This is a genomic window from Candidatus Poribacteria bacterium (assembly GCA_021295755.1).
Taxonomy (GTDB): Bacteria; Poribacteria; WGA-4E; order WGA-4E; family PCPOR2b; genus PCPOR2b.
This window is the reverse complement of the sequence record JAGWBT010000068.1, coordinates 1-15,486: the sequence shown is the minus strand read 5'-3', so window position 1 is coordinate 15,486 and position 15,486 is coordinate 1. Positions and strand designations below refer to the sequence as shown.

Below are 15,486 nucleotides of genomic sequence, written 5' to 3'. Positions count from 1 at the left end.
GTCTGCCGAAGTCCACCGACCTCAAGTGGAATTTGCACATCCAACGCTTCTGGTCCCATGTTGGCTCCCACCCGAATAGAGACAATGACATAATTAGCACCGTCCAACGCTGGCTCGCGCTCTGTTGACGCAGCAATCTGCGTAGGCAGGTTCAACTCACGCACGATGCGCTGTGCATAAGTATGGGTCAATTCCAACCGTTCGCTATCAGGGTCTACAAGATGGATGGTTGAATCTATCAGTTCTGGAAATGAAAGGAGATCTCCAATCAGTCGTCTGCCGAATCCGAAACTCCCTGCACCGAGGAAAGCGATTTTAGCCATAATAAGTTCTGCCTCCAATTGAATCTCACTAGATGGATAGTCTTAGCTCCATTCTATCACGGTTTGGGGGTTAGATCAACAAGGAAGGTTGACGAGGGTTATTTATGGTGAATTAGAGAAATAAGTGGACATTTGGGGGTTGTTTGTGGGTACAGATTTCCTAATCTGTACATGTGCATCGGCAGTGTATAAGTAATTCTATAATCTACCATAGTTTTCCGTTTTTTGACCGATTTCGGAATAACCCAAATCCGTAGGCGGGGCATCTTGTCCCGCTGTAGCTTCGACCGGGAGATCGAACTGTGAAGGAATTAAATGGTCCTATTGACAATTTCGGATTGACTGAAAGGAAGCGTTCTGATAAAGTATGCGAAAGAACATTGCATCATCTCCTACAATAACAACTTCATGAAAGAGGGGGATCGACATGCCAAGAAACTGCTTTGGGGAAGAGGAACTGACCTATCTACAAGAGGTCATCGAAAGTCAAGACGCATGGCGGTGGGGACGAAGCAATTTCGTTCCGAGATTTGAGGAAGCATTTGGAGAACATCTGGGTCGGAAATATGTCCACGCCGTAAACTCAGGCACCAGTGCCAATACAACGGCTTACGCCAGTCTAGGGTTAGATGTAGGCGACGAAATAATCTGTCCGGCTGTCGCACCGATTTTCGTATCTTTCCCAGTCGTTGCAATTGGCTGCGTTCCTGTGTTTGCCGATATAGATCCGAGGACACAGATTATTTCATCCGAGGGAATTGAAGCGTGCATTACGCCGCGGACACGCGCTATTATTGTTGTCCATCTGTACGGTCAACCGGCGATGATGAGCGAGATTATGGCTGTCGCCAAGAAACACAACCTGAAGGTTGTGGAGGACTGCTCGCAGTCCTACGATGCCTACTACAAGGGGCGCAAAGTCGGCACCATCGGTGATGTTGCCTGCTTCTCCATGCAGCAATCGAAGCATATCACGTCGGGCGAAGGAGGAATGATTGCCACAGACGATCCAGAATTCTATAAACGGGCGACAGAGTTCTCGAACTCCGGGATGCCGTGGTATCTGTACGACTTGGAACGACCTGAAGCGAAACCTGTCAACGGTTTGCCAACGCGGGGACACTTCTCGTTTGGTCACGATTTCCGTTTTAGTGAGCTTCAGGGTGCGGTAGCATTTGCTCAGTTGGAAAAGATTGACCGGTTTAACGCCCGGCGGCGGGAACTTGTTAAAAGGATTGAGACCGAACTGTGTAACGTCCCGAATGTGCGGCTGGCGTATGTCTATCCAGAGACCCAACCCAACTACTGGCTGTATCCGGTATGGGGACCCGAATCACTAGGGTGCAGAGGTGAGATTAACTACATTGAAGTAGAGTACCAGCGCATGCAAGCGATGAGGCGAACTTCCGTCGGCGTGCCGCTGCCTGACTACGTGCAGTATGTTTCCGGATCATGTCCAAATGCTGAGAAATCGACCCGAGGGATGTGGAGCTTTTTTGTCCATCACAGCGTAGAGGACGATGAACTGGAAAAGTCGATCCGTGAATTCAAGGAAAAAGTCAAGGAGACATAATCGAAATGTCAGCGCTCGGATTGGGTATCATCGGGTTAGGAGTCGGCAAGGGTGCCCTGCTTTTGAATCAGAACGCCGATAGCCCAATAAAGGTGTGCGCGGTGGCGGACAAAGATCCAGCACTTCTAAAACTTGCACATGAGGATTATGGGATCGGATGTGTCACCGAGGACTATCAACAGCTGCTATCGCGGTCTGACGTTGATGTTGTCGGCGTTTTCACCCCCGACCACCTGCACGGCGAACATGCGGCGGCGGCACTAGAGGCCGGAAAACATGTTATATGCACCAAACCGATGGTGACCACCATGGCGGATTGTGAGCGATTGGTCCATCTAGTGGATCGAACGAGACTTAAATTCGTTGCAGCGATGACCTGGCGTCACCTTCCGAAAATCGTGTCAGCACGTCGCGCCTTTGATAAAGGCAATCTAGGCGAAATAACGCTGATCGATACCGGCTATGTCCATGATATCCGCAGGGTCTGTGAAATCACGCCGTGGCGGGTTACGGCACCGCAGGATTTTCTCTTTGGCGGAGGTGCTCACGCCATAGATTGCGTGCGGTGGTTTGCTGGAGATATTGACACCGTGCATGCGTTCGCCCTGAACAGCAGTGTTATCCCAGACTATCCTATAGAAGATACGTGGATTCTCAATCTTAAGTTCGCCAGCGGTGCGCTTGGACGCGTCTCTGTGATATGCAGCGCGGTCAATTCACCGCCGGAGGCACATCAGCGATTAGTGATCTACGGCACAAAAGGCACCTTAACCGGTTTGGATCTCGGTATGGACGGTGTGCTTGAACGTGAGACCTTGAGTGCAGAACCATCAGCTAACAAGGAACGTCTCATCGAAGGGCATGCAAATGAACTACTGCTCTACTGTCACAAAATGGCACACTGGGTCCTAGAAGACAAAGAACCCACCCCTTCCGTCCGGGACGGTGCGCGGGTTGTCGCTGTTGCCTTGGCAGCACACGAATCCCTCTCGACGGGGCAAACTGTGAAAGTACGCAACGATTTCTGATTCACTTGTCACACATCGGGTGTTAGGGTTCTACCCGTTGTCCGGATCTCCGCTAGCGGGGTCCGATTCAATTTGGCGTGGTGAAGCGGATTCTGCTTCCTGTTTAACAAGTGCTGCTCGACCCAAAAGCACTAGGGCGCACCAGCCGACTAGTCCAACAGCGGCACCGGCAGCGACCGCAATCCCGGCTGCTTTGCCCGTCTCAATTTTCTTGAACGTCTCCTCGTCGAATTCACAGGAGATACTTCTCGGGTTTCGCAACGCAAAGCCGCGCTTATCCTCCTTTTGCCAGTATTCGACTGTTGGTGCCTTATCTCCAGCCGTTCTGATGTTACCTTTCAAGGAGGGCGCGTCTACGTTTAAGGTGCTTTCGCCACGTTCACCCTCCCACACGGCTTTCACCCCTACTGTCCCTTCGCCATCTTCAAGCGGTTCGAGATTCACCCGCGTCACCACATGGTCGGTGATTGCGACGAAAGCCCTTTTGATTTTTGATGCGGATACAACCCAATTTTCCAAAATCATGATACACGCTCCTAGTTTGATGGTGTTACTCATTATTAGGACTTACGCAGTTAAACGGCCAAAGCCCTGTAGCTCGGCGATTCATCGCCGCAAGACGCCGTTCCCAACCCTGGGCTCGGAGCGGACGCCCGATGAATCGGGCAACTACAATCGAAGTGCGTAAGTCCTGATTATGTAACCTCTTTAATCTTTGGTGGTTTCAACTAGCGATCAATTCCTGCTTGTAAGCATCCACGATAGCATCGAAAATCCGATCGGGAATAAATTCCAGCTGCGAATCTAACTCCGATTCGACATTGACCATCATACTGTGATCGAATGTATCTCGTTCTGCACAGGGATCAAAGGACTCACCATGTTCGTCAAGCATTTCGGCAAGCCGCGCTGGGGTCAAACCCTCCGAAATCCCGTGAAGTCCGTAAGCCGTTCCCCGGTAGCCTTTGTCATAGTCTGTGCTAAGATGCTTTCGTAAGATTTCCTCACGTGTCGCTCCCTGCGCCCCACTGTTTTCGATCTCCTCCATCGCCTCGATTGCACGCGAATCGAGTTCAATCTGGAACGCCGTTGAGGCATCGGCAGCAGCAGCGGGATAGATTTTATATGGCATTTACGCCTCCTTGCTCTGTTGATAATTCTCTCCGTTTGCATTTCACGACAACCTTTGACGCGCTAAGACAGCTGCCCCTATCACACCCGCGTTATCGCCAAGAGTTGCTTCGACAATCTGAACACCGTCCATTGTTGTGGGTAAAGCATACTTAGCTGCCGCTTGGCGGATCGGATCTAACAAACTATCCCCCATCGCTTCGATAACACCCCCACCGAGCACAACCATTTCAGGGTTCAAGAAATGGACAATCGAGGCGACACTAATTCCCAGATATTTCCCGGCGCGTTGCATCACTTTAATCGTCGGCTTATCGCCGCGCTTGACAGCTTTAGCAATGGCTTGACTCCGAATTTGGTCGAGTTTGCCGCCATTCAGCTTGGTGAGTATGCTTTTCTTCCCTTTTTTCAGGATAGCTTTCTGAAGTTTCTTAGTAATTGCGGTACGGCTGGCAACAGCCTCTAGACACCCGAAATTGCCGCAACCACACCGGGGACCGTTCGCTTTCACAATCATGTGACCGATTTCTCCCGCGGTTTTGTTGACACCGTGAAAGAGTTTTCCATCTAAGATGATACCACCGCCGATTCCGGTGCCGACGAAAATCCCGACGAGATTTTTTTCCCCTTGTCCGGCACCGAAGGCATATTCACCGAGTGTCCCCACATTGACATCATTATCAACGAAGGTAGGAATGCCAAGGTTTGCTTCTAGTTTCGCTTTGAGCGGCACATTTGACCAACCAAGGTTAGGCGCGAAGATGATGACACCTGTCTCCGGATCGAGTGGGCCCGGTGATCCGATACCTATTGCGCTAATCTGAGAAGGTTTGAGTTCAGCACCGTCAATCGCTTCTCCGATACATCGCTCAATCCGTTTAATTACTTCATCCGGCCCTTTCTTTGGCTTTGTTGCCGTTTTGGCTTGCTGAACAATTTCTCCCTTACCGTTAATTACGGCAGCCAAAATCTTCGTGCCTCCCATATCGACCCCAACAACATAATCGTCGTTCACCGCCATTTTCTATATCTCCTTTATGCCCTGACCTAAGTGGCTCGCTTCTTAAATTCGACCTAGCTCCTTAGGAGGATGCTGCTGCTCCCGATTCACCTGTAACAACCCTAAGGAGTTGTCCCTTGAAATCTGCCTCCTCAAGTGCATCCCATTGCTCCAAGAACGCTTGATACTTTGCCTTCCGCATCTCACGGTAGCGGAGCAGAAGGACATTGATGCCAATCGCATCAGTTTCTGAATCCCCTTGATTCGGGAGATTTTGCAAATAATCCGTCAAAACCATCTCGACGACATCGCAATCATGAATATCCCCCAGTTGTTCCTGCAAATCAGCCAGTATCTTCAGGAAATCTTCAAACTCCTCACCATAGTTGATGGCGAAAAACTCCATCGAATAGCGCAGCCGCTTAATTGATATTCGCAGGTTATGAAGTTCTTTGATTTTATCCGGGTCGCGAATAAATTCCACCCACGAGTATACTTCCTGGATCTTTACAGCAAGGATAACCTGTGCATTCCAACGATAGCTTGATTGTGGTTGAATCCCCTTTGCCTTCCATGCTTTTGCCATATCTATACCTTGAAAAATTTCAAGAACTTCCGCTCGAAGTTACTCTTGTCCAACTCTTCAAACATCCTAAACATCGGCACCCGCCGCTCTTCCCGTTCTCGTTGGAGATGTCTTACTAAGTTTTGAACATCACTCTGTGCATCTTCGGGCATCGTTTTTAGGTCTTTTTGAAAGCGATCAATCAACACATCTAAATCGCGCACGTCTCCCAGCTTACTTGTAATCCGCTCGACCCGTTTGAGGTGCCTACGAAACTTCTTTTTTCGGGTAAAGCAATCCGCAAAGTTTCGCATTGCAGCGCGTAGCCGTCGGGAAGCGACCCGCATATCATGAACGTACTCGATATCTGTCCCATCAATCGCCCCCTCTTTGAAAGACATCATCTCATGCAGCCGAGTTGTGATAATCCTGCGCGCGCACTCCTCAAGACTTTTTTTCGGTGCAATACCTTTGACGGTCAATGCCTTCGCCATATTATCGATAATTTCCTTTTTCTAATTCTCCGCCTTGACGCCAAACACATTCAGGAGCCTTACGCCTCGCTCATATTTCGATTGGAAGGTCGGGATTAGATCGTATTGTTGAGATAATGCGTCAGCAATCTGTTCTAGGAACGCAGGTTCGCCGGTTTTAAGTTCTAACTCGACGCCATACTCCTGAACAGATTCTGTTCTATCCATATTCACATACTGTACCTCATCAAGACAAACTTCGATACCACCCGCCTCCGCATTTAAGTGCCACGTTTCACGGCAATTTTCGACGTGCAAGATGGGAGCTACCTTCTCTTCCTTCAGATGTTTCACAGCCACTTCGACGGCCTCAACGTGAACCTTCTCAAGGTTTCCACTTAAGAGTGCTTGCACCTGTTGGTCGGTAATCGGCATTTCGAGTTCTGTATACGTATAAATATCTTCGGTTTGGGCTTTGAATGTAACGAGTTGTATCCTTTCCTCTACGACTCCGGCTGTGAGAATCTTCTGCCTAATCCGCAAAGCAGCACCATTTCGTGTAAGCAGTCCGGTGGTTGTGTCGAGATAGGTATCCTGTTGCGGGGTATTTCTGTGATCCGAAAGTGTATACCCCGCCACCTGCTTCTGCAATCGAATCTGATTGAACACCTGTGGCGACTCTGCCTGAAATTTTGCTTCAACTTCGATCATTATATAGTCACACTAAAGATTATTAGGATTCCCTTTCAACCGCTGAATTTTAGGTATATCGAGGAATCAGCCGATTAACCGGTTTACTGTGAAAAACGTTCGTTGTGGGTAGATGTTCTGAAGAATCGAAACCGCTGCATCCGTATAAATGGCATCGACACAGCTGCCATGGATCCGAATCATGCCTTCGATGTTTCCACGCATATACGGATCGGTACTCACCGCCTTATCCCAAACACTTCCAACTATTCCACGCGGTTCGATCGCCTTCGGATCATGCCCGAAAGCACACCGTTCAATCTCAAACCGATTGAGTAGGAGTTCCACCTGTGATACCTCCTCCCACCAGCGGCGTGTACCAACCGGACTGTTCAACGAGCCGTCAGACACTAACAACGGGTGTGCAAAGCTGCCCGCCTGGCGGAGAACATCAAACTGATTGTTTAGGTCGTTGATGTTACCATCAAACCCGATTGGCGGTCCAGCGTGGAATAATCCCCACTCGTTTGCCCGATGCGCAACCGGCAACTTCTCAATCCATTCCAACGTGCCATCCGCTTCAATAGTACGGAGAAACAGCGACCACACTTCCCAGAGATCCGAAGTAAAGTGAGGGTGGTTAAACCGCCACTGCTGTGTTGCTTGTTCAATTAGCAAATCGGAAGCGGGATCGGATTTCGCGACCGCCTGATAAATCTCTGCGATCGTCTGTGTCGAAAGCGGCTCAATGTGAAGGGACTGCAGCGAATTGTCCAATTCCTCGTTTGCCCCCGCCCATGAAGCTATCGTCTGCCAATGTTCGGGATTTGCCAACCACTCTTGGCGATGGTGCTTGTCGTGAATGGCGCGCAAGAGGAGGAGTTCATGGTTTCCAAGAAGCGCAATCACCTGATCCGGAACCTGACATTCTAGCGATCGGATCAAATCGATTACCTGCTTGGAATCGGGACCGCTTGTAACATAATCTCCGAGGAGAAACAGATGCGCCTCCCCACCGATCCATTGATTGTTCTCATCAACTAACTGTGCGTGCAGTAGCAGATTACGAAAAGCTCGGTAGCTGCCGTGGATATCTGAGATAATATACCATAAACGCATAAGCAATTACACAGGGTAGGCTGCTCTTTAGAAAGTTCTAAAGCAAATAGAGAACCGATAGATATTGCATCTCTGATTTAATGCTTCGGTTCATGTTAAGAAATCGTGCAACAGCAACTGTGGGGAAGAACGATCGTTGTTCCTTACTCCCAAAAACTCGGTTTCTCTTTGCATTTTGCACTGTCTTTTTTGAGCCTTGTGGGTCAGGGGATTGAACTAATGCACTAGTGCCCCATTACTTCCTTATATACATTACGCATTATGTTTCACGTTGTGCATGTTTTGCACTTTCTTTTGACATGAGCCAACGCTTCATTTCAAACGATACATATAAATATCACCAATATCGCTGCGGGCATCGCTCCACACAACGCTTAATTGTCCCGATTCGGATTCGATAACATAAGGCGGTTGCTGCACGCCGTCCGCCGTGCATAGAGGAATTCCGTTTTCAGTCCAAAGTGCTTTCCCCTCTAAATTGATTTTCTGCCCATAGATAGCATCATTGCTCTCGTCACCATAATCTTCTCGAAAATCGAGCCACGCAACAAAAAACTCGTTTTCACCACAGCGGGTCAAGAACGGTTTGTCTTGATAGCCGCCAGCGACACACAGCGGGATTCCGTTGCGTTTCCACCGGGGGATTCCATTGGCATCAATCCGCTGGGCATAAAGATCCGAAAAGACATCCCGCTCGTCTCGCCAGACGGCTACCACTCCCCCGTGCCCGTCGCTCGTAATTGTCCGATTTTTTTGAACTCCCTCTGCATTGCAAATCGGCACACCATTCGCCTCCCAAACCTTGTTTCCCACTGGGTCTATCCGCTGCGCATAAAAATCATCGTTGATAAAATTCTCATAGATTTGCCAGACGACGATAAGTCCACCCCGTCCATCACTCACAGCACGGGGTTCACCTTGTAATCCTTCCATAGGTGAAACAACCGTTGGTGCCTGCCAAACGTGTTTACCGTCCATGCCTATGCGATGTGCCATGATATCCCACTGCTCGTAACCAATGACCTCCCACCAGACAACGTAAAAACTATCTGCATCGCCAGAAACCAACCGGGGAGTGCTCTGAAGTGCTTCGGAAGGGAAGACTGGTACACCATCAAGTTGCCACATCGGTTGACCGTTTCCATCAATTCGCTGAACATAGAGATCATGTAAGTCGGGGTCTCGACGCCGGTCTTTCCAAACGATAACTGCTCCACCTGATCCATCACTTAGCATTTCTATATCAGATTGGTCAGCCGGGTGTGTACATACGGGAACACCCCCATCAGGCATCAGTTTATTTCCTGACAGATCGATTGTTTGAGCGTAGACATCCCAATTCCCTGGTGCACGTTGATCCGTCCAAGCAATGATTATCCGATCGTCATTACGCACCAGTCGCAGCCATCGCTGATCTCGCCTTTTCTCGCAAATTGGCACGCCGTCCTCAGCCCATAACGGGATACCATCGGAGTTAAGCCGTTGAGCGTAAACCTCCCAATCCTTGCCAGTACGGAAGTCCTCCCAGATAACAACCGTTCCCCCAACACCATCACTGACTCCGCGCGGTGCAAATTGACCTTGATAGGCAATTGCGATGGGGATGTTCTCTGAAGCACCCGCTAGCATAGAACCAAACACAAGAGGCGCGCTGAATAACATCAACCAGAAACGTGTCCGTTTCATGTTTTGCTCACATCCGTATCGTGTTAAGCGCAATCACCGTGTGCAGCAAGGGTAAACTGGCGGATTTGAAAAACTGCCTTAGGATACACCAATCTACTGAGGCGAATTTGCGGTCAGATCGTCACTCGTTATTGTCGAACACCAGAATTTTTCTATGTACGCGATGATTAGTTGTGTTCCTTCTTCGTGACTGACATAAGGGGGCTTGAACGGATTGTACATTGCGTCAGTGAGATCTCGAACCAATGCAACGTTGAACTGCCTTGACTGAACCATCGCTTTAATCGCGAAGGATCTGCCTAGTACGCACATATTGGTGTGGACGCCCATGTAGAGTAGATTCTTAATCCCCTTTTGCTTGAGGATGTTATACACCTCTTGGCCGTTGTCGCTGATGGCGTCCCCATCTTTAATTTCAATTGCTGGGTGTTGACAGTGCCACGCTTTGAAACTGTTTTCCTCGCCAGTATCCGAACCGCCGTCCGATGAATCAACCGGTTGGGGTGGATCTGGATGCTCAATAGGATCAGGCATTTCTACGTGCGGGACATCAAGTACCCAAGCCCTCGCAGGGTGTCCATCGTAGAAATCCATCGTATCTGACGGTGCGTGAATAATCTGTATCCCTCGATCTCTAGCGGTATTAATTACAGCATTCATTCGTGGCGCCATGATATCGACACGCTCTGTTGCCCCCCATGACCAGTGTTTGTTCCACATATCCACGATAATAATTGCTGTTTCGGCTGGTTGCCAGAGAACCTCTTCTTCGACAACCCGCCAGCCGTTGCGCCCGGTCGTCTTAGGCGTTTGCCGAAGGGTTGTCAATTGCAGTGCATTATCATTAGTAAACCCGCTCGCTCCAGATATGATGAGTGGGATGTTGGCTATCATTGTGTCTCCTCCGTGCTTCCCTGTTTTGTACTTTCTTTATCTATGAGTCCAACAGATTAGGGCTTCTAGCCCGCCTGCACCAATGAACCAATAAACTAATGAACAAATGGTTTTTACGTTTCACGCATCACGTTTCACGCGCTTATCGTTTTGCGCTTTCTTTTGAGATGAATCTTTCACGATATTCCTCTCGCCATGAATGTTGCATACACCTTTGTGGTCTTAACCAGATCTGATACGCTGACCCGCTCGTTCATACCGTGTGCCCCCTGTCCATTGGGCCCATAACCGACGCCGGGCAGTCCACCTTCTTCAACAAAGAAATGCAAATCAGTAAAGCCACTTGTTGTGCTAAACTTAATCGGTTGACGACGTATGCTACGCACCGCTCGCGCAAACGCTTGGGGAAAATGATGTTCTGGCTCCACAACGCACGGGTCAATCCTCAGTATCGAGGTTACATCTACCTTCATTTCCGCATCGGATTGACAGACCTCCTGAATCGCCCCACGCAGCTCCGCTTCCGACGTTGCTAGGCGCTCGTTGGGGAGGATTCTCCGATCTATGGAGAAGGTTGTCTGCGCAGGAACGGTATTGACCTTATCGCCCTCCGTGCCGTGAAAGATGCCGCCGATGTTAAGTGTAGGGTATCGGTCATCACCCGAAAAGGTTTTGAAGACACGATCTGACGCTTTCAACTGCTGCTTTAAGGGTTGAATCCCCGTGACGAGAGCCGCTGCCTTTTCAAATGCATTCAATCCCTTGTCTGGATTGGCGGCATGTGCTGCTTTGCCATGAACTTTCACTTCCAGCCACAACACGCCGTTGTGACCCACACCTACGTTGAGAACGGATCCGCCCTCGCAATTGACAACATAATCTGCTTGAACCAATCCGTTACGTGCGACGTATCCTGCACCTAACTCACCACCGGTTTCTTCGTCGCAGGTGAGCGAACACTCGATATTGAAAGCGGGTTGGACACCGTTCTCCTGCAGCGCTGCCATTGCAAATAGCAGTGCAGCGATGGAGTCCTTCATGTCGTCTGCACCCCTACCGTAGAGCCAATCCCCGACAATTTCTGGCTTAAACGGATCGATGCGCCAATCGCCGGAGACCGGAACAACATCGTAGTGAGCATTGAAATGAACGGTCTTTTCTGCCCCAACGTCCCACCTCGCGATCAGGTTCATGCGCGGATAATCGTCTGCGTGTGGCACAACTGTCTGCGCTTCGGCTTGAGGGACCGGCACAATCTTTGTACTCATGCCGAGTGCCTCGCACCGTTCCTGAAGCAGCTGTACAATTTCTGCATAGTTTGTGCCGGGCGGGTTCACAGTCGGAATCCTGACCAATTCTTTCAATGAATCGCAAAGTTGTGTCTTGCCTTTTTCAATATAGTTATATATCTTCTCCATAATCACTTCCTTTGTGGTCTCGCAGCGAGTGAATTGGATACTTTACTCTATAATTTCTGTTACAACTCCCATGCCAATCTTTACTTCCATCTTCTTGATTTCGAAGCGTGTGCCGATTGATAGTGCCATTGGTACATCAAGCGAAATTTGCACGGTTGTATGTTCTCCCGGATTGACAATCGCAACCTCGGACGAAAGGTGGAGATGTCCTGTAACGTCAATTGTCCAGAGGTGAATCTCCGGTTTGTCGTTCCCAACAAGGGGGATATGTGTTCCGCACTCCTCTTGGGTCATCACGTAAACCGCCGCCGCAAATTCGGTGTGTGACTTGATGCTCTTTGGTTGTGAAACAACTTGCCCCGGCGTAATCCACCCCATTTCCGCATCAACTTGGACCTCGTCTTCTGCACTCTCAGTCGCATCACTGTGTCGCAAACCGACGCAACGGGTCTTAATACGATCCCCTTTGCCGACGACATCAACCGGATGTCCAACCGCCAGACCACCCTGTACTGCCCCACCGTATAGCGTCGAAGTGCCTTTGGGGTTGTCAACTACTTTGCGGATCGGCATCAGCAACGGCAGTTCAAGTGGATTCAGCGGTTGCGGCATACAACGATTCATCGCGAAGATCAGATCAATAATCGGTTTCCAATGATCCGAATTAAGATTTTGCCCCTTATAGTTACACGCCTTCTCCGCATCGCCAACAATGATAGGTGACTCTTCCGCCGCATAACCGCAATCCGTAAGTATCTCACGAATCTCCATCTCACAGATTTCGATTAATTCTGGATCCTTGACCTTCTCTGCTTTGTTCAAAAAGGTGACAACCGTAGGGACGCGAACTTGACTCGCAAGCCGGATCTCAGCTTCGGCTTCCCTCGTTACGCCATCAACGGCGCTCACCACCAAAATCGCCCCACGAATCTCCGGTGAACCACCTATCAACATCTTGATGTTATCCCCATGACTCATGCCATCAAGATGTGTGTAATGTCTACCACTTGTTTCATAATCAACTACTTTATAACTAACGTAAGTTTGTAGTCCTATTGAGTGATGTGTAGGTTGCTGCGCTTCAAAATCAGCCGCATCCATCTGTGTGGAGCCAATCCGTGAGACCACCTTGATTATTCCGGCAGCTAGCATCGTTTTGCCGTGTCCCACCCCGCCGAGTGTGCAGATTGTCAACCCTTGATGTCGATATTGCCTTTTTTCATCCATCGCTTTCCTCTCTGACGGAAATGTAGTAAGTAATGCATCAAACACAATCGGGGATTCAGCCCCTATAGATCTGTGAACTTACTGCCCACCTACTCACTGCTCCAGCGTTAAGATTGGATTGAAAGATGGCATATCGTATTGTACCACAGAGGGTAAAGTCCATCAAAAGAAAAATAAGATTCAGCAAATCTTCAGGGAATCTATCCAGATTTGCAGTGGTCCATATGATAGTAGACACCCGGAGTTAGTTCTGCCTGCCACCGGCTAAAACCTCAGCAGCCGGTGAGATCTTATTCCGAACCTGATAAGGGCACCGTCCCTCTAGCTATTATAGAATTAATCCGGATTCGATAAAAAAACTTGAGAACTCCCAGTAGGAATTTGTGTCTATATTATAATACATCTGTATTTATATGATAATTATAATGTGAGGAATGTGATCGGATTAGAGCCCGTTGACAACTTGAATCGAATCGTGTAAAATAGCCCTACCAATGTTTTCCGCCACCCTCTAATTTTCAATGGATGGCAACTTAAGATGAAAATAATATATGCCCTGTAGGTCAATATTCACATTTCGATACAACAACATGACTGTTGATTGAGGAGACGGTTCAGTCCGAACGGAGCGTTATCAATGAAAACCTTGCAAATTATCTTTTCCTGTTTGATTCTATTGGTTGGGCAGGTTTTACTAAGTGACGCCAAAACTCCTAAACCAGTGATTATTCCTGCTCCGGCTGGCGTAAATACTAGTTGGGGACATTCCGTTGATGTCAGTGGGAAGACTCTCATCGCCGGGTACACCTCGTATACCGGAAATAAGGGCGGTGTCTTTATCCTTGAACAGAATGGCAAGAGGTGGGAGGTTTTGAATCACTTTAGGACACAAGATGATGTTATGAGGGATTGGTTTGGACACGCTGTTGCTATCAGTAGTAACACCGCTGTCATTAGTGCTTACGAATTTGGTGGTCAAAAGGTAGTTGCCGGCTGGGTTTTGGGAGGTGGTCCTGGAAGAGTCTATACCTACCGTCGAGGAACCGGAGGTTTTATTCCGGTGCAAAACTTCAAAGCCGCCGATGCCCAAAACGAAGACCGGTTCGGATATGCTGTTGACCTCAGTGGAGACAATCTCCTCGCTATTGGATCCCCCTATCATGACGAGCAAAAAGGGGCCGTATATGTTTACGTGCAGGAAGGAGGTACGTGGGAACAAAAAGCCAAACTCCAGGCAGACGACGCAGCACCGAGAGCTCGGTTAGGGTGGGATGTCGGTGTTGATGGAGACACTATCATTGCCGGTGCACCGCTCACTGCTGCACCCGAGAGGAACTCCGGTGCTGCTTATGTTTTTAAGCGGCACGGAGACGATTGGGTACAGGTGGCAAAGTTGACCCCTGAAGACGGGGATGGCGGTGATGCTTTTGGTTTTTCTGTTGATGTCAGCAAGAATCGCGTTATTGTCGGAGCCAGTAGAGATGAGAATGATGCGAAGAAACGCGGTTCCGGCTCCGCGTATATCTTTAGCAGTGTCGCGGATGTCTATACACAGGAAGCCAAATTGAATGCTAAGGATCTTCAGGAAGATGCCGGTTTCGGGGTAACGGTTGCGATTGATATCAACCGTGCCCTTGTCGGCGCGCCTACGACTGATACGAAAGTAGGTAACGATTCCGGTGCAGCTTATGCTTTTTTGAAGGTCGGTGCCGACTGGGTATTACAGGCGACAATCATACCTAAACAAATGCTGGACCAAGCTCGAGGTCAAAATCTAACTAGCGGCGATAACATGGGCAGTGCCGTTGCCATTGATGGGGTATTAGGACGAAACTTCAACTTCGCTGCTATCGGCGTACGGTGGGCTGTCACTGCTAACGGCGTTGATGCAGGTTCCGTGTATGTCTTTGATACCGAAGATGAAGCAAGTCTTAATCTGCCGTTGTCCGTCGAGCCGCGCGGTGACTTGGCGCTGACCATATTTGGGGACATCAAACGGACCGCGTTGCTTCAAAACTTTCCTAACCCGTTTAACCCCGAAACATGGATACCTTACACGCTAGAGGAGGATGCGGACGTGAGCATTCGTATCTATAATATCCAAGGCAAGCTAGTCCATCAGTTGGACATTAGTCAGCAGCTAGCGGGCAGCTATCTCAATAGAGAGACTGCTGCCTATTGGAATGGTAAGGACCGGTTGGGCGAGTCAGTTTCAAGTGGTATCTATTTTTATACGCTCAAAGCAGATGTGTTTTCAGAGACCCGCCGTATGGTTATCCTAAAATAGTATCAAATGACCCTATGATGGTTGTAACCCTGATGAATAGGGGGTTTCAGCCATCACTGATGAGCGGGTTGA

At 49.1% G+C, this 15,486-nt stretch carries 15 protein-coding genes; 3 read left to right on the top strand and 12 right to left on the bottom strand.

What is annotated here, in order from left to right:
* A partial coding sequence (locus tag J4G02_11335; protein ID MCE2395169.1) for an alpha-glucosidase/alpha-galactosidase occupies positions 1 to 323 on the bottom strand: 323 nt, incomplete at its 3' end.
* A gap of 427 nt (positions 324 to 750) precedes the next feature.
* Here J4G02_11335 and J4G02_11330 point away from each other — a divergent pair.
* Entirely contained in the window at positions 751 to 1,896 is a 1,146-nt protein-coding gene (locus J4G02_11330) for a DegT/DnrJ/EryC1/StrS family aminotransferase (protein ID MCE2395168.1), read from the top strand.
* 5 nt (positions 1,897 to 1,901) lie between these two features.
* Positions 1,902 to 2,924, top strand: coding sequence for a Gfo/Idh/MocA family oxidoreductase (locus tag J4G02_11325; GenBank protein ID MCE2395167.1), 1,023 nt, complete (start codon positions 1,902 to 1,904; stop codon positions 2,922 to 2,924).
* 30 nt (positions 2,925 to 2,954) lie between these two features.
* On the opposite strand, the gene J4G02_11320 is transcribed toward J4G02_11325, so the two are convergent.
* The 11 genes from J4G02_11320 to J4G02_11270 form a co-directional block, all read right to left on the bottom strand.
* Complete coding sequence (locus J4G02_11320) at positions 2,955 to 3,449, bottom strand: hypothetical protein (protein ID MCE2395166.1); 495 nt, start codon at positions 3,447 to 3,449, stop codon at positions 2,955 to 2,957.
* 199 nt (positions 3,450 to 3,648) lie between these two features.
* On the bottom strand, positions 3,649 to 4,056 hold the full coding sequence (locus J4G02_11315) for a hypothetical protein (protein MCE2395165.1): 408 nt from the start codon (positions 4,054 to 4,056) through the stop codon (positions 3,649 to 3,651).
* A 42-nt stretch (positions 4,057 to 4,098) separates the two neighbouring features.
* The gene (locus J4G02_11310; GenBank protein MCE2395164.1) at positions 4,099 to 5,076 is read right to left on the bottom strand and encodes an ROK family protein; all 978 of its coding nucleotides are present in this window, start codon (positions 5,074 to 5,076) and stop codon (positions 4,099 to 4,101) included.
* 61 nt (positions 5,077 to 5,137) lie between these two features.
* Positions 5,138 to 5,641, bottom strand: a complete 504-nt coding sequence (locus J4G02_11305; GenBank protein ID MCE2395163.1) for a CHAD domain-containing protein — start codon at positions 5,639 to 5,641, stop codon at positions 5,138 to 5,140.
* Between the two features lie 2 nt (positions 5,642 to 5,643).
* Positions 5,644 to 6,114 carry a CHAD domain-containing protein gene (locus J4G02_11300; protein MCE2395162.1) on the bottom strand — a complete coding sequence of 157 codons (471 nt, stop codon included), beginning with the start codon at positions 6,112 to 6,114 and terminating at the stop codon, positions 5,644 to 5,646.
* A gap of 21 nt (positions 6,115 to 6,135) precedes the next feature.
* Positions 6,136 to 6,804, bottom strand: a complete 669-nt coding sequence (locus tag J4G02_11295; GenBank protein ID MCE2395161.1) for a CYTH domain-containing protein — start codon at positions 6,802 to 6,804, stop codon at positions 6,136 to 6,138.
* A 66-nt stretch (positions 6,805 to 6,870) separates the two neighbouring features.
* A complete protein-coding gene (locus J4G02_11290; GenBank protein MCE2395160.1) occupies positions 6,871 to 7,902 on the bottom strand; it encodes a metallophosphoesterase in 1,032 nt (343 codons plus the stop codon).
* Positions 7,903 to 8,214: 312 nt separating this feature from the next.
* Positions 8,215 to 9,588, bottom strand: a complete 1,374-nt coding sequence (locus tag J4G02_11285; protein MCE2395159.1) for a hypothetical protein — start codon at positions 9,586 to 9,588, stop codon at positions 8,215 to 8,217.
* 93 nt (positions 9,589 to 9,681) lie between these two features.
* Positions 9,682 to 10,482, bottom strand: a complete 801-nt coding sequence (locus J4G02_11280) for an isochorismatase family protein (GenBank protein MCE2395158.1) — start codon at positions 10,480 to 10,482, stop codon at positions 9,682 to 9,684.
* 176 nt (positions 10,483 to 10,658) lie between these two features.
* Complete coding sequence (locus tag J4G02_11275; GenBank protein MCE2395157.1) at positions 10,659 to 11,900, bottom strand: ArgE/DapE family deacylase; 1,242 nt, start codon at positions 11,898 to 11,900, stop codon at positions 10,659 to 10,661.
* 42 nt (positions 11,901 to 11,942) lie between these two features.
* The gene (locus J4G02_11270) at positions 11,943 to 13,127 is read right to left on the bottom strand and encodes a hypothetical protein (protein ID MCE2395156.1); all 1,185 of its coding nucleotides are present in this window, start codon (positions 13,125 to 13,127) and stop codon (positions 11,943 to 11,945) included.
* 637 nt (positions 13,128 to 13,764) lie between these two features.
* Here J4G02_11270 and J4G02_11265 point away from each other — a divergent pair.
* Entirely contained in the window at positions 13,765 to 15,414 is a 1,650-nt protein-coding gene (locus J4G02_11265; protein MCE2395155.1) for a T9SS type A sorting domain-containing protein, read from the top strand.
* Positions 15,415 to 15,486 lie beyond the last annotated feature (72 nt).

Bases quoted from the DNA above. Each gene is read 5' to 3' on its own strand.
- J4G02_11330 (MCE2395168.1), top strand. From the start codon at position 751: ATGCCAAGAAACTGCTTTGGGGAAGAGGAACTGACCTATCTACAAGAG.
- J4G02_11325 (MCE2395167.1), top strand. From the start codon at position 1,902: ATGTCAGCGCTCGGATTGGGTATCATCGGGTTAGGAGTCGGCAAGGGT.
- J4G02_11320 (MCE2395166.1), bottom strand. From the start codon at position 3,449: ATGATTTTGGAAAATTGGGTTGTATCCGCATCAAAAATCAAAAGGGCT.
- J4G02_11315 (MCE2395165.1), bottom strand. From the start codon at position 4,056: ATGCCATATAAAATCTATCCCGCTGCTGCTGCCGATGCCTCAACGGCG.
- J4G02_11310 (MCE2395164.1), bottom strand. From the start codon at position 5,076: ATGGCGGTGAACGACGATTATGTTGTTGGGGTCGATATGGGAGGCACG.
- J4G02_11305 (MCE2395163.1), bottom strand. From the start codon at position 5,641: ATGGCAAAAGCATGGAAGGCAAAGGGGATTCAACCACAATCAAGCTAT.
- J4G02_11300 (MCE2395162.1), bottom strand. From the start codon at position 6,114: ATGGCGAAGGCATTGACCGTCAAAGGTATTGCACCGAAAAAAAGTCTT.
- J4G02_11295 (MCE2395161.1), bottom strand. From the start codon at position 6,804: ATGATCGAAGTTGAAGCAAAATTTCAGGCAGAGTCGCCACAGGTGTTC.
- J4G02_11290 (MCE2395160.1), bottom strand. From the start codon at position 7,902: ATGCGTTTATGGTATATTATCTCAGATATCCACGGCAGCTACCGAGCT.
- J4G02_11285 (MCE2395159.1), bottom strand. From the start codon at position 9,588: ATGAAACGGACACGTTTCTGGTTGATGTTATTCAGCGCGCCTCTTGTG.
- J4G02_11280 (MCE2395158.1), bottom strand. From the start codon at position 10,482: ATGATAGCCAACATCCCACTCATCATATCTGGAGCGAGCGGGTTTACT.
- J4G02_11275 (MCE2395157.1), bottom strand. From the start codon at position 11,900: ATGGAGAAGATATATAACTATATTGAAAAAGGCAAGACACAACTTTGC.
- J4G02_11270 (MCE2395156.1), bottom strand. From the start codon at position 13,127: ATGGATGAAAAAAGGCAATATCGACATCAAGGGTTGACAATCTGCACA.
- J4G02_11265 (MCE2395155.1), top strand. From the start codon at position 13,765: ATGAAAACCTTGCAAATTATCTTTTCCTGTTTGATTCTATTGGTTGGG.